Source organism: Mesorhizobium sp. NPDC059025, assembly GCF_042739655.1.
Lineage (GTDB): Bacteria > Pseudomonadota > Alphaproteobacteria > Rhizobiales > Rhizobiaceae > Mesorhizobium.
Window position 1 is genome coordinate 242,048 of record NZ_JBHYIM010000002.1, and the last position, 18,081, is coordinate 260,128.

The 18,081-nt window shown below is 60.6% G+C and carries 19 protein-coding genes; 6 read left to right on the forward strand and 13 right to left on the reverse strand.

The window, feature by feature from the left end:
• Positions 1-190: 190 nt before the first annotated feature.
• Positions 191-664: a hypothetical protein gene (locus ACFWYE_RS05325; protein WP_379110076.1), complete on the reverse strand. Its 474-nt coding sequence runs from the start codon at positions 662-664 to the stop codon at positions 191-193.
• 392 nt (positions 665-1,056) lie between these two features.
• Here ACFWYE_RS05325 and ACFWYE_RS05330 point away from each other — a divergent pair, with 392 nt between their 5' ends.
• From ACFWYE_RS05330 to ACFWYE_RS05345, 4 genes are all read left to right on the forward strand, one after another.
• Positions 1,057-1,338, forward strand: a complete 282-nt coding sequence (locus ACFWYE_RS05330) for a hypothetical protein (protein WP_379110078.1) — start codon at positions 1,057-1,059, stop codon at positions 1,336-1,338.
• Between the two features lie 521 nt (positions 1,339-1,859).
• Entirely contained in the window at positions 1,860-2,537 is a 678-nt protein-coding gene (locus ACFWYE_RS05335) for a response regulator (protein WP_379072184.1), read from the forward strand.
• Complete coding sequence (locus ACFWYE_RS05340) at positions 2,524-3,882, forward strand: ATP-binding protein (protein WP_379110080.1); 1,359 nt, start codon at positions 2,524-2,526, stop codon at positions 3,880-3,882. Before ACFWYE_RS05335 ends, ACFWYE_RS05340 begins: the two co-directional genes overlap by 14 nt.
• Before the next feature lie 397 nt (positions 3,883-4,279).
• Positions 4,280-5,347, forward strand: a complete 1,068-nt coding sequence (locus ACFWYE_RS05345; protein WP_379110082.1) for a porin — start codon at positions 4,280-4,282, stop codon at positions 5,345-5,347.
• A gap of 43 nt (positions 5,348-5,390) precedes the next feature.
• Here the strand turns inward: ACFWYE_RS05345 and ACFWYE_RS05350 are convergent, their stop codons facing one another.
• The 5 genes from ACFWYE_RS05350 to ACFWYE_RS05370 are packed head-to-tail and all read right to left on the reverse strand — an operon-like array spanning position 5,391 to position 10,736.
• Positions 5,391-6,164, reverse strand: coding sequence for an amino acid ABC transporter ATP-binding protein (locus ACFWYE_RS05350; RefSeq protein WP_129416420.1), 774 nt, complete (start codon positions 6,162-6,164; stop codon positions 5,391-5,393).
• 26 nt (positions 6,165-6,190) lie between these two features.
• The gene (locus ACFWYE_RS05355) at positions 6,191-7,282 is read right to left on the reverse strand and encodes an amino acid ABC transporter permease (protein ID WP_379110083.1); all 1,092 of its coding nucleotides are present in this window, start codon (positions 7,280-7,282) and stop codon (positions 6,191-6,193) included.
• Positions 7,283-7,285: 3 nt separating this feature from the next.
• Positions 7,286-8,401 carry an amino acid ABC transporter permease gene (locus ACFWYE_RS05360; protein ID WP_379110084.1) on the reverse strand — a complete coding sequence of 372 codons (1,116 nt, stop codon included), beginning with the start codon at positions 8,399-8,401 and terminating at the stop codon, positions 7,286-7,288.
• Between the two features lie 56 nt (positions 8,402-8,457).
• The gene (locus ACFWYE_RS05365; RefSeq protein WP_379110086.1) at positions 8,458-9,492 is read right to left on the reverse strand and encodes a transporter substrate-binding domain-containing protein; all 1,035 of its coding nucleotides are present in this window, start codon (positions 9,490-9,492) and stop codon (positions 8,458-8,460) included.
• A gap of 26 nt (positions 9,493-9,518) precedes the next feature.
• On the reverse strand, positions 9,519-10,736 hold the full coding sequence (locus ACFWYE_RS05370) for a trans-sulfuration enzyme family protein (protein WP_379110088.1): 1,218 nt from the start codon (positions 10,734-10,736) through the stop codon (positions 9,519-9,521).
• A 79-nt stretch (positions 10,737-10,815) separates the two neighbouring features.
• Between ACFWYE_RS05370 and ACFWYE_RS05375 the strand changes: the two genes are divergently transcribed.
• Entirely contained in the window at positions 10,816-11,706 is an 891-nt protein-coding gene (locus ACFWYE_RS05375; protein WP_379110090.1) for a LysR substrate-binding domain-containing protein, read from the forward strand.
• 70 nt (positions 11,707-11,776) lie between these two features.
• Here the strand turns inward: ACFWYE_RS05375 and ACFWYE_RS05380 are convergent, their stop codons facing one another.
• The 3 genes from ACFWYE_RS05380 to ribH are packed head-to-tail and all read right to left on the reverse strand — an operon-like array spanning position 11,777 to position 13,964.
• Positions 11,777-12,985 carry an MFS transporter gene (locus ACFWYE_RS05380; protein ID WP_379110092.1) on the reverse strand — a complete coding sequence of 403 codons (1,209 nt, stop codon included), beginning with the start codon at positions 12,983-12,985 and terminating at the stop codon, positions 11,777-11,779.
• Positions 12,982-13,473 carry a transcription antitermination factor NusB gene (nusB, locus tag ACFWYE_RS05385; RefSeq protein WP_054311506.1) on the reverse strand — a complete coding sequence of 164 codons (492 nt, stop codon included), beginning with the start codon at positions 13,471-13,473 and terminating at the stop codon, positions 12,982-12,984. The genes ACFWYE_RS05380 and nusB overlap by 4 nt, the downstream gene beginning before the upstream one ends.
• Positions 13,470-13,964, reverse strand: coding sequence for a 6,7-dimethyl-8-ribityllumazine synthase (gene ribH / locus ACFWYE_RS05390; RefSeq protein ID WP_379072201.1), 495 nt, complete (start codon positions 13,962-13,964; stop codon positions 13,470-13,472). Before ribH ends, nusB begins: the two co-directional genes overlap by 4 nt.
• Before the next feature lie 192 nt (positions 13,965-14,156).
• On the opposite strand from ribH, the gene ACFWYE_RS05395 reads away from it, so the two are divergent.
• Positions 14,157-15,152 (forward strand): pyridoxal-phosphate dependent enzyme, encoded by a 996-nt coding sequence (locus tag ACFWYE_RS05395; RefSeq protein ID WP_379110093.1) that lies wholly within the window; start codon positions 14,157-14,159, stop codon positions 15,150-15,152.
• A 67-nt stretch (positions 15,153-15,219) separates the two neighbouring features.
• On the opposite strand, the gene ACFWYE_RS05400 is transcribed toward ACFWYE_RS05395, so the two are convergent.
• From ACFWYE_RS05400 to nrdR, 4 genes are read right to left on the reverse strand one after another with little or no spacing between them, the layout of a single operon-like run.
• Positions 15,220-15,519: a DUF1905 domain-containing protein gene (locus ACFWYE_RS05400; RefSeq protein WP_379072203.1), complete on the reverse strand. Its 300-nt coding sequence runs from the start codon at positions 15,517-15,519 to the stop codon at positions 15,220-15,222.
• A gap of 29 nt (positions 15,520-15,548) precedes the next feature.
• Complete coding sequence (locus tag ACFWYE_RS05405) at positions 15,549-16,166, reverse strand: riboflavin synthase (protein ID WP_379110095.1); 618 nt, start codon at positions 16,164-16,166, stop codon at positions 15,549-15,551.
• Positions 16,166-17,245 (reverse strand): bifunctional diaminohydroxyphosphoribosylaminopyrimidine deaminase/5-amino-6-(5-phosphoribosylamino)uracil reductase RibD, encoded by a 1,080-nt coding sequence (gene ribD, locus ACFWYE_RS05410; protein WP_379073089.1) that lies wholly within the window; start codon positions 17,243-17,245, stop codon positions 16,166-16,168. The genes ACFWYE_RS05405 and ribD overlap by 1 nt, the downstream gene beginning before the upstream one ends.
• Before the next feature lie 51 nt (positions 17,246-17,296).
• The gene (gene nrdR, locus ACFWYE_RS05415) at positions 17,297-17,761 is read right to left on the reverse strand and encodes a transcriptional regulator NrdR (protein WP_024926294.1); all 465 of its coding nucleotides are present in this window, start codon (positions 17,759-17,761) and stop codon (positions 17,297-17,299) included.
• Positions 17,762-18,081 lie beyond the last annotated feature (320 nt).

The following is an 18,081-nucleotide window of genomic DNA, read 5'->3' on the forward strand; positions in this document are numbered from 1 at the left end:
CGACGATTGGTGATAGCCGCCGTGCCGGATCCCCACAGAATCCCGGGCACTGACGCTCAGTCGGCGCGCACGATCTCCCCCGGCGTGTCGCCGGGCCGATCGTCAAGGTCGATCAGAAACAGGAATTGAGTGCGTCAGTCGAGCGGGGAATTCCGCCAGCTACGCAACAATCCAACCTTACGCCAACGTTTCAGGCGTGGAGTGGACGAGGAGGACGTTCAAGGCGGAGGGTAGCGGAGCCCTCCAGCACGTCGGCCCATTGGCGGTGCTTGACCTGCCAGGTCAGGAAGCTGACCGGTGCAACACAATCGACGGAAAGAATGGCGGTGTGGCAGGCCATGGCGCAGCAGGTTTGCGCCAAGTCCTGTGGTTGATGGTGCGAGCTGCCGCAGTTTCCACCCTTGCAGGCTGTCGAACTGTTTGCCGGTTTACCGCCATGATCGTGGTTTCCGGCGCTCTGATGATCCACCGTTGAGGTTTCACCAGTCACGACGTCACCGGTTGCTGGCAAGACCGCGGTTGCGGCCCAGCCCGTGCTGCTTATCGCCACTGCCATCATGACAAGCGCAACCGACAGCGTTCTGCCCGTGCATATAAATACAGGCAAAAGGCAGGCCGCGACGCTTGCTATGGCTTGGCGAACAGTCATCAGGCGCAGTTCCAACGACCTTGGTTTCTTACATCGACGCCGAAGTTCCGACGCGGATCAGACAACGGCTACCGGATGATGGTATTGCCGGGATCTCGGAGGGCCAACAAGTTTTTTTATACATATTTGTATTCGTCTCTCGTTGACCGGCATGGTGCACGGTCGGTCGCCCGACACCGCGAGAATCATCAACCCGAGAGCGGGTTGCGGGCGCGGCTTTTGTGACGGTGGTCCAGCGGCACGTCAAGCTGCAGATGACGCCTAGTGCAGAACCGTCACGACGTTTCATGCCCGCGAAGGCTAGAATCACAAAATTGTAAATCGTGCGGAAAGTGACGGTGAAGTCGCACGCCTAGCCTCGGATCGTCGGGCTCCCAAGACGCCCGCGTTCGACAAGAGGAACAGTCATGAACAAGACCATAGGATATGCTTTGATCATCGTGGCCGGCACGGCGACCGGCGCTTTTGCCAACAGCGGTTCCAATCCAACAAATTCCGGGCTCGACAGGATCTTGCAGGGCCATGGATCAGCTGGCGAGGCGGCCGGATCGGTGTCGAATCCGGACATCTCCTACAGGGTTCTTGCCAACGGAGACGTTGAAAAGACCAACACGCGTTACAACCGCGTCGAGATCGTGAAGCCCTCCTGGTCACAAGGCCAGCGTGCCAGTTGGGCGGGACGGAGGTAGGCGTCGACACCGTCCCCCCCGCGGAACGATTTGACGCAAGGAGCGATCCGACCGACGGATCGCTCCTGAAGCCGCTCACCTCTTGCCCCGGCTCATGGCTTCGTTTGTCGACCAATGTGGCCAAGCTCACGACTGCGTTGGGCGAAGTTGCAACTTCATCGACCGTCACCAATCCGTGATCGCAGTTCCACAATCTGCCTGGCTGAAGACCCAGATCGAACACAGTTGTTGCAGATGCCGATAGCCACCACCGGAATCGAACCAGCTTCAGCAGAGCGACCCCGATGATACGAGTTTGGCGGAGATACGAGAACCTGCGCGACCCAACGACACTTATATCAGCCGCCAATCTCCCCCATGGCACAGGGCAGTCCTGAGCCGCGATGCGATCATAACAGGCGTCGAGCGGGAATACCCGCCGTTCAACAATTCATTGAGACATGGTTCGTGCAGGAATTGGACGAACCGCCCCCCGAGGTCGTCAACGCTTGGGCAACCAAGTCAGATGAGAGCCATTCGTCATGAGAATTCTTCTGGTCGAAGATGATGAACAGATCAGCCAATACATCCAGAACGGACTGAAATCGTCCGGCCATGTCGTCGACATCCTGAGTGACGGACGCGACGCCCTATCGGTAGGACTGCGAGAGCCTTTCGATGTCGCAATCGTCGACCGGATGATCCCGGGGCTTGACGGTTTGTCGCTCGTGCGGGGCCTGCGCGGCGCCGGCGGCAAGGTTCCGATCATCTTCCTGACCTCGATGGGCGGGGTCAACGATCGGGTCGAGGGCTTGGAAGCCGGCGCCGACGACTACCTGGTCAAGCCGTTTGCATTTTCAGAACTCCTGGCAAGGGTGAATGCCTTGTTGCGCCGGCCGCCGATCACCGCAGGAAAAGCCAAGCTGCGCGTGGCAGACCTGGAGCTGGATCTGTTCAGCCGATTGGCCAGCAGGGGTGGCACCAGTATCGAACTGTTGCCGCGCGAATTCGCCTTGCTTGAACTGCTGATGCGCAACGAAGGCCGCATTCTGACAAAGACGATGTTGCTGGAACGTATCTGGAACTTCAATTTCGATCCGCAAAGCACTGTCGTGGAGACCCATATCAGCCGCCTCCGTGCCAAGATCGACAAACCCTTCGACGTGCCGCTGCTGCACAATACGCGCAACACCGGCTACAGCATTCATGGTCAACGCTAGCATAACGCGCAGTACATCACTCCGCCTCGCCGGCTTCTACATCTCGCTGTTCCTGCTTTCGTTTCTGGGCGCCAACGCGGTGGGCTACAATATGGTCGCCTCCTATCTTTATGAGCGCCTGGACTCGAACGTCATGGAGCGCTTCAGGGAGATCGAGACTGCCTATATCAAGAACGGGATTGATGGTGCCGCTGCGATGATCCGAAGCCATGGCCCGGCGATACGCGGTCAGGAAACGCTCTATACCCTCAAGGATGCAGATGACACCGTCCTTGTCGGAAACATCGACACGGCTCACGCGCCGCCGGGCTTCTCGACACGGGCGCCCACGAGCCATGATAAGCCCCCGACCAATTATCGCCTCTATCGAAGGAACCTCGACCGGTACGATCTGACCGTTGGCGTCAGCTACGACGACACCAACCGTCTGCGCTGGATCGCACTTGTGAGTTTCGGATGGGCGACGGCCATCGTCCTTGCGGCCGGGCTAGGTGGCGGTGCGATATTCGCATTCCGCACTCGTCGCCGGATAGCCAGGTTCTCGAAGGCCATGAAGGCTGTCGGAGCCGGCGCACTTGCCACCCGACTGCCGGTTTCGAAGCGCCATGACGACATCGACGCCTTGGCAATCGAGGTCAACGACGCGCTAGGGCAATTGCAGGCAAACGTCGCGGCCATGACCCAGGTCACGACCGATATCGCCCACGATCTCAAAACGCCCATCGGGCGGCTGTATCTGACGCTTGAGGCAGCTTCCGAAAGCCCGGACCAGGCATCGGCGCTTCCGCTTATCGAACGAGCGATGAATGAAGTCGCGCGCATCACTGCGACGTTCGAGGGACTGCTGCGCATCTCCCAGATTGAATCCGGCGCACGCCGGTCGCGATTTGCCAAAGTCGACCTGATGGCGCTGGTCCGCGATATCGACGACATCTATCGCGATATAGTCGAGGACAGTGGGCGTTCGCTCCGCTTTTCAGACGACAGGCGCAACACCTCCGCTTTCGTGTGGGGCGATGCGGATCTTTTAAAGCAGATGTGCGTCAACCTGATCGTCAACGCAATGCGTCACACACAGCCAGGCGCACGCATTGTTATCGGCGTCAGAGTTCGGGGCGGCTCGTGCGTGGTCATTGTTGCCGACAATGGGCCTGGCATCCCCGAGCATGAACGCCAGAGGGTATTCAAGCGCTTCTATCGGCTGGAGAAGAGCCGTACGACGGAAGGCACGGGGCTGGGGCTCAGTCTCGTCAAGGCGATAGCCGATATCCACGGCGCCAACATCTTCCTGAATGATAACAACCCAGGCCTGATCGTTTCGATTTTCTTCCCGACGGTTCATTAGAAGCGCAGAACCCTACGCACTTTTCCTGGAATTGCTCCAGAAAGAAAATCTCCGCCCGTGGAGGTCAGACGCACGGGCGGATAGTCAGATCTGCGTTCGTCATTGAGACCCTCCTTTCATAAGACACCGCCTTTGAGCCCGTTTGAGCCGGGATATACAAATCTGTAATTCGGTGTTCGGCGCTCGCGGTGCTCGCCATTTCCCTGAGTGCGCCACCGGCCAGAAGCCGGCAAATGTGATGTGGCGTCACGGCAACAGTTTCGGTCCTCCGCGGCACCGAGCGCCGCTCTTACAGATATGTAAGCCTCGTGTTCGGCACCGGAAAAACTCGTGCCCGCAGATCAATTCGACCGCACCGACGACCGGTACGGCGTTACTCGAATTGAAAAGGTGGGAAATGAGAAAATCTCTTCTGTCGGCCGTACTCGTCATGCCGGCACTCGGTTTCAACGGTGCCTATGCCGCCGATCCGGCGGTTGTTGCCGAACCGGAACCAGCCGAATTCGTCAAGATTTGCGATGTCTATGGCACCGGCTTTTTTTACATCCCCGGGACCGAAACCTGTCTGAGGATCGGCGGATACGTTCGCTACGACATCGGCTTCGGCGAAAACCTCGGTTCGGATGTCGATGGCGATGGGCTCGGCGACACCTACTACAAGCGCGCGCGCTTCTCGCTGCAGACAGATGCGCGAAGCCAGACCGAGCTCGGTACCTTGCGCGCCTATGCCAAGATCAATTTCGACCGCGACACCAATGGTTCGATCTGGAATTACAACTCGTTCGGATCGCCCGTGGCCGACAACATCTACCTCAACGAGATCTATATGGAGCTTGGCGGCTTCCGGATCGGCATGACCGATTCCGTCTTCAGCACGCTGACAGATTATGCCGGCAACGTCATCAACGATTGGCTCCTGGGCTACGGACCGTTTCGTACCAACCAGGTCTCCTATACCTACACCGGCAGCAACGGCTTTGCGGCCACCGTCGCTTTGGAACAAGGAGCAGGCTCCTACACCATCGACAACTATGTTCCTCACGTCGTCTTCGGCGGCTCTTACACCCAAGGCTGGGGTAAAGTGTCGGCGGTTGGCGCTTATGACAGCGTCAACGAGGTCTGGGCCGGCAAGGCAAGATTGGACATCAAGGCAACGGATACCATCACGCTGTTCGTGATGGCAGGCTACAAATCCGACAGGAACATCCAGAATTACTATGGCAACTGGGGTGGCTCATGGGCCGTCTGGGGCGGTGGTACGGCACAGGTGAACGACAAGACCAGCCTCAATCTGCAAGTCGCCTATGACGACAGCAAGGCTTTTGCGGCGGTTGCCAATGTCTCCTACGCGGTTGTGCCAGGTTTCTACGTGACGCCCGAGGTCGTCTATACGAGCAAGCTCGACTACATAACCAATGGCAAGGGTTCTCTCGGCGGCTTCCTCCGCTTCGAACGGAACTTCTAGGTCAATCGGCCTGCTGCCCCAAGAAGGACAGCAGGCCCTTCCGTTACCCGAGAATCTGGCTGAGGAAGAGCTTGGTGCGCTCGTGGCGCGGATGATCGAAGAACTCGACCGGCGTGTTCTCTTCCACGATCTGGCCCTGATCCATGAAGATCACGCGGTTGGCCACCTTGCGCGCGAAGCCCATCTCGTGCGTCACGCACAGCATCGTCATGCCCTCTTCGGCAAGGCCGACCATCGTCTCCAGAACTTCCTTGATCATTTCCGGATCCAGCGCCGAGGTCGGCTCATCGAACAGCATGATGCGCGGGTTCATGCACAGCGAACGCGCGATCGCCACGCGCTGCTGCTGGCCACCCGACAGCTGGCCCGGATATTTGTGCGCCTGCTCCGGGATCTTGACGCGCTTGAGGAAATGCATGGCGGTCTCCTCCGCCTGCTTCTTCGGGATCTTGCGCACCCAGATCGGCGCCAGCGTGCAGTTCTCCAGGATGGTCAGGTGCGGGAACAGGTTGAAGTGCTGGAACACCATGCCGACCTCGCGGCGCACCTCGTCGATCTTCTTCAGATCGTTGGTCAGTTCCTTGCCGTCGACGATGATCTTGCCCTTCTGGTGTTCTTCCAGACGGTTGATGCAACGGATCATCGTCGATTTGCCCGAGCCAGAAGGACCGCAGATGACGATGCGCTCGCCGCGCATCACCTTCAGGTTGATGTCCTTCAGCACATGGAACTCGCCATACCACTTGTGCATGCCGACGATTTCGCATGCGACCGAACTGTCGGAGATCGGCGGGAGCGAGGTCTGGTCGGTCGTCATATCCGTAAATGCCGTCATGAGGATGCTCAATGGGAAACCGGGCCGCGTCTCTCCAGGAAGTCGGCGAAACGGGCGAAGGAGAAAGACAGCGCAAAGAAGATCGCGCCGATGAAGAGGAAGGTTTCGGCGGCTGGCGAAGGCCATTCCGGGTCGGCGAGTGCCGCCTTGCCGGAACTGATCAGGTCGAACAGTCCCACCACCAGGACAAGGCTGGTGTTCTTGATCATCACGATGATGGTGTTGGCAAGGGCCGGGATCACTACCCTGATCGCTTGCGGCAGGATGACGAGGTACTGCGTTCGCCAGAAAGGCAGACCGAGTGCAGCCGCCGCCTCGTATTGGCCTTTCGGTATAGCCTGAAGACCACCGCGGATCACCTCGGCGAGATAAGCCGCGGCAAAGATGGTCAGCGCAACCAGCGCACGCACGAACTTGTCGGGCAGGAGCGCCTCGGGCAGGAACAGCGGCATCATGATCGAGGCAACGAACAGGATCGAGAGCAGTGGCAAGCCACGCACGGATTCGATCAGCACGACAGCACCAATCCTCACCATCGGCATTGCCGAGCGCCTTGCCAGGGCAAGGAGGATGCCGATCGGGAAGGCAGTGCCTATAGCAACGACAGTCAGTATCAATGTTACCGGAAGACCACCCCAGGAAGAGGTTGGCACCTCGACAAGACCGAAGCCACCTCCCATCAGCCAGACGATCAGAGCGAATGCAGCAACCCACAGCATAAGCAACCGAGATGTCCAACTCGCCGGCCGAACAGACCAGCCCAGCAGGGCCACGATCAGCAAACAGACGATCGCAGGGCGCCAGCGTTCGTCGACCGGGTAGATGCCGAAGAGCAACTGTCCGGACTTCGCGTAGACAAAGCTCCAGCAGGCCCCCGTGGCTGTACGACAGGCGTTGGGATCTGGATCGAACCACACCGCATCGATCACCAGCCAACGCAGCATGGGCGGCACTGTAACGATGAGCAAGGCGCTGAACATCAGCGTGAGAGCGGCGTTGAGCGGCGAGCCCAACAGAAGCCTGGCGAGGCGCTGCAGGGCGCCAAAGCGCAAATTCCCCGGCAAGGTTTCGGGTGGCATGGGAAGGGATACTGCCTTCATGGCTTATCGCTCCACGATGGCGATGCGGCGATTGTACCAATTGGCCGCGCTCGACAGGGTGAGATTCAGGGCGAGATAGACGCCAAGGATGATGAAGACGCCTTCGATCGAATGGCTGGATTTGCTGATAATGGTGTTCATGACGGCGAGGAAATCCGGGTAGCCGACAGCAATGGCCAGGGTCGAGTTCTTGACGACGTTGATGTATTGGCTGTTGAGCGGTGGCACGATTACCCGCAGCATTTGCGGCACGACGATCAGGCGCAATATCTTGCTACGCGGCAGACCGAGCGAGTTGCCGGCATCCCATTGCCCGCGACCAACCGACAAGATGCCGCCGCGGACGATCTCCGCCACAAAGCCTGTGGTGTAGATGGTCAATCCGACGAGGATCGTGCTGAGCTCGGGCGTCAATTCCTTACCCCCTTCGAAGTTCGAGCCGGCAAAGGTTGGCCAGTCGACCACAAAGCGCACATCGGCAAGCCAGAGCCCCGTCAATCCTGCGACCAGGGCAGCAGGCACCATCCATGACCGTGACCTGCCTTTGCCCGTCGCCACCCAGGCCGTGACCAGCAATACAGGGGCTGCCAGCACAATGATCAGGCCAGTCGTGCCGACATCGAAGCCAATGGCGGGCACCACGAAACCGCGCATGGATGCGTAAACGCCCGGCAGCGGGTTGAGCGCTTCGCCGACTGGCGGCAGCACTTTCCACCACAGGGAGTAGAGAAAGATCAGCAGCACGATCGGTGGCGAATTGCGCGCCAGCTCAACCCAGACACGACAAGTGCCCGCGGCCAAAGGGTTGCTGCTCAATCGGGTGATGCCGACGATGAGACCGAGCACGGACGAAAAGAGAATGACCAGGACGGAAATGAACACCGTGTTGGCCAACCCGACCACGATGGCCCAGTAGTAAGGATCGCGCGACTTGTAGGTGAGGATCGCCTCTGAAATGACGATCCTCGATGGCGTCGTCAGAAAATCGAAGCCAATCGGAATCCCCCTCGCCTTCAGATTGTCGAAGGTCGTATCCACCAGCAAGGCAACGAAGGCAACGAAGGCCAGAACCAGAATAGCCTGGATGATGATTGATCGGGTCTTGGCGTCGCTCAGCATTCCGGCCTCGCAGGTTCACAGCGTTCGGAGGTCAAAGGGGGTGCCTTTGTATGGGCTCACTCCCAGGGATAAGGGTAATTGAGACCGCCATCCTGCCAGAGCTTGTTGAGACCGCGATCGACCTTCAATGGGCTGTCCTTGCCGAGATTTCTGTCCCAGATCTCGGCGTAGTTCCCGACCTGCTTGATGACGTTGTAGGCCCACTTGTCGTCCAGCCCGAGCGGCTTGCCAAAACCGGCCTCACCTCCAAGGACGCGCTTGATATCCGGCCCGCCGGAAGCGAGCTTTTCATCGATGTTCTGTGATGTGATGCCGTTGAGTTCCGCCCAGAACAGCGCATTCACCGTCCAGCGTACAACGTCGAAGAGCTGATCGTCGCCACGTGCCACGGCAACGCCGTTGGGCTCGGCGCCATGGCCTGCCTTGATGATGTCGTAGTCGTCCGGGTTCTTGGCGACGGAGGCGCGCTGGCCGGCCGCGGCGGTTCCGTCGGTAACGTAGGTGTCGCAGCGACCACCGAAGAAGGCGTCGCGGGCCTGGATGGTCGAGTCGTAGTAGACCTTCTTCATGGTGATGCCATATTCTTCCTCGGTCTCCTCGATGGCCTTTTCGGTCAGCGAACCGCCGCTCTGCAGGCATACCGTCTTGCCGTCCAGTTGCTTGGCATCGGTGATGTTGTCGGACTTACGCACCAGAACGCCATCGGTGTCGTAGAGCGTGATCCACACGAAGCGCACGACCGAGTCGCGGCTGTAGGTGATCGTGGAAGTGCGTGACAGCACGTCGATCTCGCCGGTCTGCAGTGCCGGGAAGCGCTGGCCGGCATTCAGCGGCACGTAGCGGATCTTTTCCTTGTCGCCGAGGATTGCCGTGGCGAAGGCGCGGCAGATGTCGGAATCGAAGCCACGATAGTAACCCTTCTCGTCCGGCCGGGAGAGGCCAGGCACGCCTTGACTTGCTCCGCAGCTCAGATAGTCGCGCTCCTTGATCTTGCCGACCACGCTCTGCGCGCTGGCAGCGTCTGCGCCGGCCACGAGCCCAGCCAGGCCAAACGCCATCACGGCAAACCGTTTGAAGTTTCTCGCAGACATGTCCATTTCCCCTTGTTCTTGTGTTGTCATTGTTCTTCGGCAGCGCTGTCTTGGCTCAGAGCCAAGACAGGTTGTTTTTTCGCGAACAGCTCGAAAGCCCGTGTAAGGTCGGCCAGAAGATCGCTTGCCGCTTCAAGACCGATCGACAGTCGCCAGACCGGACCGGGCTTCAGCCAGTCGAGACTGCTTCGCCCCCTGCGCGGGTCGTTGACCGCGACCAGCGAGTGCACTCCGCCCCAGCTGGCGCCAAGCTTGAACAGACGCAAGCGGTCGAGCGCTTCGGCCTGAAACGGCGCCAGGTCGGGTCGCAGAACGACCGAAAAAACACCCGCCGCACCCGCGAAATCCCGTTTCCAGACCTGATGCCCCGGATGTGCTGGCTGGGACGGGTGCAATATCTGAACGACTTCGGGGCGGGACGCCAACCAGGCCAGGATTTCTCGCGCCGTGGCGTCGGCCTGTCGCATGCGTACCGGCATGGTCATCAGCCCACGCTCGCACAGCGCGCAGTCGTCCGGTGAAACTCCGTAGCCAAGGAAACGCGCGGTATCTTTCAGGCGCCTGAACAGCGCATCATCACGAACCGCGACGGAACCCATCAACAGGTCGCCATGACCGCCGGCATGTTTGGAGAGAGCCTGCATGGAGATGTCGACGCCATGGTCGAGAGGCCGGAACAGAAGATGCGAGGCCCACGTGTTGTCGGCAGCGACGAGCGCGCCGGCTTTGTGGACCGCAGCGACAATGGCCGGCACATCCTGCACCTCGAAAGTGGCGGAGCCTGGGGACTCTACCCAAACCAGCCGCGTCCTTTCGTCGATGAGCCCGATAAGATCTGCGTCAAGCCGTGGATCGTAGGAAACGGCATCGATCCCCAATGGCCCAAGGAAACGCAAAGCCATGTCGCGCGCCGGTGCGTAGAGGGTCTCCGGCACGAGTACACGCTCCCCTCCCTTGCATGTCGCCATGGTCGCCAAGGTAATGGCCGCCATGCCGGAAGGCACGACGAGCGCGCGACTGCCGCCTTCCAGCGCGGCGATGTGATCCTCCAGCTGGCGGCTCGTCGGCGTGCCGTAAAGTCCGTAGCTGAAACCGTCGTACAGGCGTTCGGTGCGGGTCTGAAAGGCCTCGAGATTGTCGAAGACCACAGTCGACGCGCGCTCGACCGACATGGCCAGCGCCTGGAAAGGCTCCCGCGAGCGTAGCGGAGGATGAATGTGTGCGGTGTCGTCCTGTCGGGTCATGGAGAAACTCTAGTCGACTCAGCCATTGCCATCTATGGCCATTTCGGTAGAGTCCATCCACTTTTGATATAGGTTTCCCATGAACCTGCGGGATGTCGACGTCTTCAATGCGATCATGATCACAGGAGGTGCCGGGGCAGCCGCAACACTGCTCGACACCTCGCAACCAGCGATCAGCCGCTCGCTCGCCAAGCTGGAGGGCGAACTCGATTTTCGCCTGTTCGAGCGCATTCGCGGCAGGCTCGTCCCGACGCGGGAGGGCGAGCTTTTCCATGCCGAAGTCAAAGCCAACCTGGTCGGGCTTGATCGACTGAAGCTGCGTGCCGCCCAGATCAAGGAAGTCGGCACGGGTACGATCCGCGTGGCCAGCCTATCGGCATTGGGGCATGGGCTGGTGCCACGCGCCATCGTTGCTTTCTCGAAGAAGCACCCGCAGGTGCGCATCAGCTATCAGGTCCGCACCTCCCACGTCGTCCGCGATCTTGTGGCGTCCGGCAGTTTCGACATCGGGCTCGCTGCAGACGAAGTGGATACCACAGGCGTTTTGCACAGCGTCTTCACCACGCCACGCGCAGTCTGTGTCATGCCGAAGAACCACCGACTATCTGGCAAATCTGTCGTCACGCCCGCCGATCTCGCGGATGAGGGCTTCCTGGCTCTGTCGCCGGAAGACACGGTGCGGCTGGCAATGGACAAGATCTTCGTCGAACACGGCGTGCGGCCACGCGTCCTCATCGAGACGCCCTATGGCCTCACCATCGCCATCCTCGCCGCGAAGGGCATGGGGGTGGGACTGGTCAATCCCTCCGTCATAGCCGACGGGATGATCGCAGGCATCGTCGCCAGGCCATTCGAGCCGGCTGTCCATTTCCGTGCGCTGATCCTGCGCCCACCGGATGGCATCAATTCGGCGCTTGTCACCGACTTCACCGCGGAACTCTACGCCGCACGCAATGCACTGGGAGACTAGACGCCCGGTCGTTGCCCGACTCTCGACAGCAAGCCACCTTCGACTTCCCGAAAGAGACGAAAGGCACGCTTCAGGCCTGACGCATCGCCGTGCTGCGCAGCGCCCCAAGTGCCACGAGGCAGAGGATCGAGACCGGAAAGACGATCCATGCGAGCATCGACCAACCCCAGGCGTTGTAGACCGCACCGGACATCAGCGAGGCAAACGCCACGGAACCGAACAGGATCAGGTCGTGGAAGCCCTGGATCGTACCCTTCTCCTCCGGCCGATAGCTTTCCGTCACCATGGCGGTTGCGCCGATGAAGCCGAAATTCCAGCCCAGGCCTAGCAGGATCAGCGTGGTCCAGAATTGCCAGAGCTGGATGCCTGACAAAGCGATCACCGCGCATCCGATCAAGAGCACGAAGCCGACGGCAACGATGCTTGGGGCACCGAAACGATGGATAAGCCGACCAGTGAAGAAGCTCGGCCCGAACATTGCCATCACGTGCCAGGAGATGCCGAGCGTCGCTTCATCGGAGGAAAAGCCGCAACCGACCATGGCAAGAGGTGCGCCGGTCATGACGAAGGTCATCATCGTGTAGGAGCCGACGGCACAAAAGAGCGCGATGAAGAAGCGCGGCTGGCTGATGATCTCGGCGAGAGACCTGCCGCCATGGGCCGCCGCCTGCTCGGCCTGCGACGGCTTTGGCGTGTTGAGGAAAAACAGGATCGCGCCGCCCACCACCGACAGGACGAGGATCGACGCAAAGGCGCCGGCAAAAGGCACCGGCGCCAGCAGGTCCTTGGTGAAGATCACCACCTGCGGGCCGAGAATTGCCGTGATGATACCGCCCGCCAACACGAAGGAAATGGCACGTGCCTTGAATTCCTGCGGGGCATTGTCGGCAGCGGCGAAGCGGAACTGCTGCACGAAGGCGGCTCCCACCCCTATCACCAGCAGCCCGAACACAAAAATCCAGAAACTCGACTGGAACAGCGCCAGGGTGGCGATCAGTCCGCCCAGCGCGGTGACGACAGTACCGAGGAGAAAGCCGTCGCGATGGCCCAATCGGCGGATCAGCGCGGCCGAAGGCAGCGCACCCACCGCCAGGCCGACCGAGAACCCGGTGAGTGGTGCCGTGGCAAGTGACTTGTCGGGCCCGAGCAGGAATTCGCCAGCCAGCGCGCCGAGCGCGAAGCAGATCGGACCGGCCGACCCCAGTACTGCCTGGGCAGCGGAGAGGATGAAGGCGGTACGGCGCGCCTCGTTTTCAGCGGCGGCCGTCACGGCGCTCATCGCGCGTCCTTTCCCCTGCCCTCGCCGCGCACACGACGCGCCACACGGTCGAGCACCGCATTGACCAGCTTGGGCTCTTCTTCGGAGTAGAAAGCCTTTGCGATGTCAACATATTCCGAGACGATCACCGCAACCGGCACGTCCTCGCGCTTCATCAACTCGTAGACGCCGGCGCGCAGGATGGCGCGCAGCGTGGAATCCAGCCGGGACAGCGGCCAATCTTCGGTCAAGGACTGACGGATAACCGGATCGACCGTCTTCTGGTTCTCGACCACACCGGCCAGGATGGCACGAAACCACTGTGCGTCTGCCTCACGGTACAGGGCGCCGTCGACTTCCTTGCCGAGCCGAAACGCTTCGTATTCAGCGGTGATCTCCAGCAAGCCTGAGCCGGCGACATCCATCTGGTAGAGCGCCTGCACAGCCGCGAGGCGCGCGGCACCCCGCTTGTTGGCCTGACGCGGAGCAGAATCGGACGGTTCTGTCACGCTGACGCTCCCAGTTTTTCCTTGAGCGCGATCATGGTCAGCGCCGCGCGCGCGGCGAACCCGCCTTTGTCGCCTTCGCTCTTCTTGGCGCGCACCCAAGCCTGTTCCTCGTTTTCGGTGGTCAGGATACCGTTGCCGATCGCAATCGACTCCTGCACCGAAAGGTCCATCAGCGCACGACTCGACTCGTTCGCCACAATGTCGAAATGATAGGTGTCTCCGCGGATGACGGTGCCGAGCGCCACGAAGCCGTCATAGATCTTGCCGCCCTCAGCCATACCGTCGAGCGCGAATGCGATGACGCCCGGGATTTCGAGCGAGCCAGGAACGGTCACCACGTCATAGGTCGCGCCGGCTTCGCCAAGCGCGCTCGCGGCGCCGTCAAGCAACGCGTCCGCGAGATCGTCGTGGAACCGCGCCTCGATGATGAGAAGGTGGGCGTTCTTCCTTGGCCTGATGAACGCCTTGCCGTGTTGAGATGTGCCAGCCATGAAGATCTCCGGAATTGTCGGTGACTTAGGCCGAAGCGGCGGCCGGCGCAAGCGACGTTTGAGCATGCCTGCCATCACATGCATTCCCCGACAACCGCGCGTCGATGCCAGCCCCTATTCGGGACACTCCTTTATTGTTTTAGGGATAAAATATAATCTCGTGCCAGAATTGATGACGGACGAAGGTATCCCATGGAAACGGGCGCAGAAAGCTTCGATACCGCAAGGCCACGACGTCCGCGCCTCGACGAGATCGAGACAGCGCGGACGCGGCTGGCGGCCTACATGTCCCGCACGCCGTTGATTCAGCTCGATCTTGGGCTGCCGGATCGGCGCATATTCCTCAAACTCGAAACACTGTCCCCCATCGGGGCTTTCAAGCTGCGGCCGGCACTGAATGCATTGCTGTCGCGCGACATCAAGACCTTGCGTAGTGGCGTTGCAACGGCGAGCTCCGGTAACATGGCCTATGGCATGGCCTGGGCCGCGCACAGGCTCGGCGTCCCGATGGCCGCCTACATGTATTCAGGAGCACCGCGGACCAAGATTGACGGCGTCCGCAAACTCGGCGGTGAAGTCCGCTTCATCTCCATGGAAACCTGGTGGCGCTACATCATCGACGCCGAACGTCCCGAACTCGATGAGCTTCTCATCAATCCGGTGACGGATCAGGCCGTGCTGATCGGCAACGGCACGATCGGCCTGGAAATCGTCGAGGATCTACCGGAGGTCGATGTCGTGGTGACACCCTTCGGCGGCGGCAGCCTGACGACGGGCGTTGCCAGTGCGGTCAAGGCGTTGTGCCCAGAGGCGAAGATCATTGCAGCCGAAGATGAACAGGCGGCGCCCGTCACCGCGGCTCTTGCTGCCGGGGGCATTGTCGAGATCGAGACCAAGCCGTCTTTCGTGAAGAGCATCGGCGGCCCGTCGCTCGTGCCGAAGTTGTGGCCGGTCGTGAACCCGCTGATCGACGGAGCGGTTGCCGTCAGTCTCAACCAGATCGCCGATGCGATGCGGCTCCTGTTCTCGAAAGGCAAGGTTGTGGCGGAGGGCGCGGGCGCTGCTTCTCTGGCGGTCGCCCTTGCCAGCGACCGCATCAAAGGCAACGTGGTGTGCGTCATATCGGGCGGCAACGTCGACGCGGCGGCTTATTCGCAGGTGCTTGCTGGCGCCATTCCGGAGCCGTGAACTGTGAACCACCAGAATGGCTGGGCAACCTGACAGAATGCGATGAGTCATCTCGGTTCTGGACAACTTAGCGCTGTGCCGACCGAACTGACATTACGACTGAAATCGTGTCGCCTGCAGTCAGATCGAGTTTTCGCCTTACCTTGTCCTTCAATGGCAGAAGGTAACCCTCGTTCTTTGGGAACAATGACGAGGAAAACATGAAACCACGGATCGTGGCCTCGACAGGGATCATCCCCCAACCATACGTCACGAACTTCGAGATTTGCCGTATCTCTTCGCCGCAGTGGGGAGGTACCGGCGCAAAGAAAAACGGAGACGGCCCCCGCCAGTGAATTATCTGGGCTTCGAATTGAAACTCAGACATGGCGTTCCCTTTTTTGGGGCCGGAGCCCCTCAAAGCCCCTCTTTTGCAGCCTCGGCCAGTCGCGCCGCGTAGCGCGCCATGGTGTCGATCTCGATGTTGATACGATCGCCCACCTGCCGATCCGCCCAGGTCGTCACCTGCAACGAATGATGGATCAAAAGCACGTCGAAGTGCGTGCCTTCCACCTTGTTGACGGTCAGCGAGGTACCATCCAGCGCCACCGAACCCTTGGGCGCAATGAATTTGGCCAGTTCGCGCGGCGCCTCGAGCGTGAAACGCACGGCATCGCCCTCGTCCTCACGTGCCACGACCAGTGCGGTACCATCGACGTGGCCGGACACGATATGGCCGCCCAATTCGTCGCCGATCTTCAATGCCCGCTCCAGATTGATGCGGGTGCCCGCCTTCCAGTCGGACGCGGTGGTGAGCCTCAGCGCCTCTTCCCAGGCCTCGACCTCGAACCAGCGTGCGTTGGACCCCTGTTCCGGCAACGCCGTCACGGTCAGGCACACGCCGCCACAGGAGATCGAGGCACCGATGTCGATGGTCGCTGGGTCGTAGCTGGTATCGATGCGCAGACCGACGCCTTCCTTGCGCGGAGCAACCGCAGCCACAGTGCCAATATCGGTGACTATGCCGGTGAACATCAGAGACTATCCCTTATCCATTCTGCGCAGCGATCCTCGCCGAAGCTCGTCTCGCGCAATTTACGGAATTCGGCCGGAATGCCAGTCGCGTCGATGGGCGAGGCGATTCCATCGGCGCCGATCAACGCCGGCCCGGTGAACAGGATGATCCGATCAACCAGCCCCTCGTCCAGGAAAGCCCTGGCGATCTCCGCGCCACCTTCAACCAGCACGCTCGCCATGCCGAGCGCTGCCAGGTCCTCCATCAGTTCTGGCAATGCGATACGGCCATCGACGGTTTCGGTGCCGATAAAGCGCACTCCGCGCCGTTCCAGTGCTGCCTTGCGCTGAGGATCTGCTTCGGCACAGGCGGCGATGTAGAGCGGTACACGGTCCACCTCGGCCAGCAGCTTGGCTGTTTCCGGCAAACGGATGTGACGATCAAGCAGCACCCGCGCCGGCGAACGCCCCTCCAACCCGGGCAGGCGAACGGTCAAGGCAGGATCGTCCTCGAGTGCCGTGCCGATCCCGATCAGAACCGCGTCCGCTTCCGCACGGATCAGATGCACCTCGCGGCGCGCGGCATCACCGGTGATGGAGATTTGGCCCGCGCCCTTGCGGCCGATCATGCCGTCTGCCGAAAGGGCAAGTTTCAGAATCACTTCCGGACGCTTCCTGAGAGAGCGCATCAGGTAGCCGGCCATCTGCTCGCCGGCCTCTGCGGCCAGTACATGCTCAATCACTTCGACGCCGGCATCACGCAGGATGGCGTAACCCTTGCCTGATACGCGCGGATCCGGATCGCTCGCCGAACCAACCACCCGCTTGATGCCTGCGGCAACCAGTGCGTTGGCACAGGGCGGCGTGCGGCCATGATGGGCGCAAGGTTCGAGCGTCACATAGGCGGTGGCACCTTTGGCGAGCGAGCCCGCCTCGGCCAGAGCCTCGGTTTCGGCATGTGGACGTCCACCAATGGCAGTCACACCGGTGCCAACGATCATCGGACCAGCACCATCGTCCCGCACGATGATGGTGCCAACGGAAGGATTGGTGGCAGTGCGGCCGAGGTTGCGCCGTGACAGCCTGATCGCTGCGGCCATGAACCGGCGGTCGAGAGCCTGCTGTTCTGGGCTGTTATGCGACGTCACGACCTATCCAGCATCCTCGTCGCCCTTCAGTTCGCCAAGCACGTCGTGGAAGTCCTTGGCTTCGCGGAAATTGCGATAGACCGAGGCAAAACGGACATAGGCAACATCGTCCAGCGACTTCAGCGCGTCCATCACCAGGCGGCCAACCTCCGCCGACGGGATTTCGGTCTCGCCCGAGCTTTCCAGCTGACGCACGATACCGGTGACCGCACGGTCGATCCGATCGGGATCGACATTGCGTTTGCGCACCGCGGTCTCGACCGAACGCGCAAGCTTGTCGCGATCGAATGGTACCTTGCGGCCGGATTTCTTGACGACGACGAGGTCACGCAGTTGCACCCGCTCGAACGTGGTGAAGCGACCGCCGCAATCGGGGCAGACGCGGCGGCGGCGGATGGCGGCGCCATCCTCGGCGGGACGCGAATCCTTCACCTGCGTGTCTTCGGACTGGCAATAGGGACAACGCATGGCGGGCCTTGGCTAACGATTCTGATTGGGCGCGAGGCTAGAGTGTTTCCAACAAAGTAGGAAGCGCGGAAGCGGAATCCAACAGCATCCCCATCCGCTAATTTCCCACCCCGAGAAAAGCCGCCTGCACGCGCGCATTTCCTTTTGAAGAACTTGCCAATCCATTCGTGCCTAATGGAAAACATGACAAAACTGGCGGTTCTCATCATGAAAACCGCCAGTTTCTGGAACCAGAATAACTACGTTCTAAAGTTTGCGCAGGTGCAATTCCATACGTCCCGTTCGCCTCCGTCGCGATCAGGCGGATGCCCTTCCCCGAG

Excerpts from the sequence above, each read along its gene's own strand:
- ACFWYE_RS05395 (WP_379110093.1), top strand. The coding sequence starts at position 14,157 with ATGGAAACGGGCGCAGAAAGCTTCGATACCGCAAGGCCACGACGTCCG.
- ACFWYE_RS05370 (WP_379110088.1), bottom strand. The coding sequence starts at position 10,736 with ATGACCCGACAGGACGACACCGCACACATTCATCCTCCGCTACGCTCG.
- nrdR (WP_024926294.1), bottom strand. The coding sequence starts at position 17,761 with ATGCGTTGTCCCTATTGCCAGTCCGAAGACACGCAGGTGAAGGATTCG.
- ACFWYE_RS05375 (WP_379110090.1), top strand. The coding sequence starts at position 10,816 with ATGAACCTGCGGGATGTCGACGTCTTCAATGCGATCATGATCACAGGA.
- ribH (WP_379072201.1), bottom strand. The coding sequence starts at position 13,964 with ATGGCTGGCACATCTCAACACGGCAAGGCGTTCATCAGGCCAAGGAAG.
- ACFWYE_RS05345 (WP_379110082.1), top strand. The coding sequence starts at position 4,280 with ATGAGAAAATCTCTTCTGTCGGCCGTACTCGTCATGCCGGCACTCGGT.
- ACFWYE_RS05330 (WP_379110078.1), top strand. The coding sequence starts at position 1,057 with ATGAACAAGACCATAGGATATGCTTTGATCATCGTGGCCGGCACGGCG.
- ACFWYE_RS05355 (WP_379110083.1), bottom strand. The coding sequence starts at position 7,282 with ATGAAGGCAGTATCCCTTCCCATGCCACCCGAAACCTTGCCGGGGAAT.
- ribD (WP_379073089.1), bottom strand. The coding sequence starts at position 17,245 with ATGGCCGCAGCGATCAGGCTGTCACGGCGCAACCTCGGCCGCACTGCC.
- ACFWYE_RS05350 (WP_129416420.1), bottom strand. The coding sequence starts at position 6,164 with ATGACGACCGACCAGACCTCGCTCCCGCCGATCTCCGACAGTTCGGTC.
- ACFWYE_RS05380 (WP_379110092.1), bottom strand. The coding sequence starts at position 12,985 with ATGAGCGCCGTGACGGCCGCCGCTGAAAACGAGGCGCGCCGTACCGCC.
- ACFWYE_RS05405 (WP_379110095.1), bottom strand. The coding sequence starts at position 16,166 with ATGTTCACCGGCATAGTCACCGATATTGGCACTGTGGCTGCGGTTGCT.
- ACFWYE_RS05360 (WP_379110084.1), bottom strand. The coding sequence starts at position 8,401 with ATGCTGAGCGACGCCAAGACCCGATCAATCATCATCCAGGCTATTCTG.
- ACFWYE_RS05340 (WP_379110080.1), top strand. The coding sequence starts at position 2,524 with ATGGTCAACGCTAGCATAACGCGCAGTACATCACTCCGCCTCGCCGGC.
- ACFWYE_RS05400 (WP_379072203.1), bottom strand. The coding sequence starts at position 15,519 with ATGTCTGAGTTTCAATTCGAAGCCCAGATAATTCACTGGCGGGGGCCG.
- ACFWYE_RS05335 (WP_379072184.1), top strand. The coding sequence starts at position 1,860 with ATGAGAATTCTTCTGGTCGAAGATGATGAACAGATCAGCCAATACATC.
- ACFWYE_RS05365 (WP_379110086.1), bottom strand. The coding sequence starts at position 9,492 with ATGTCTGCGAGAAACTTCAAACGGTTTGCCGTGATGGCGTTTGGCCTG.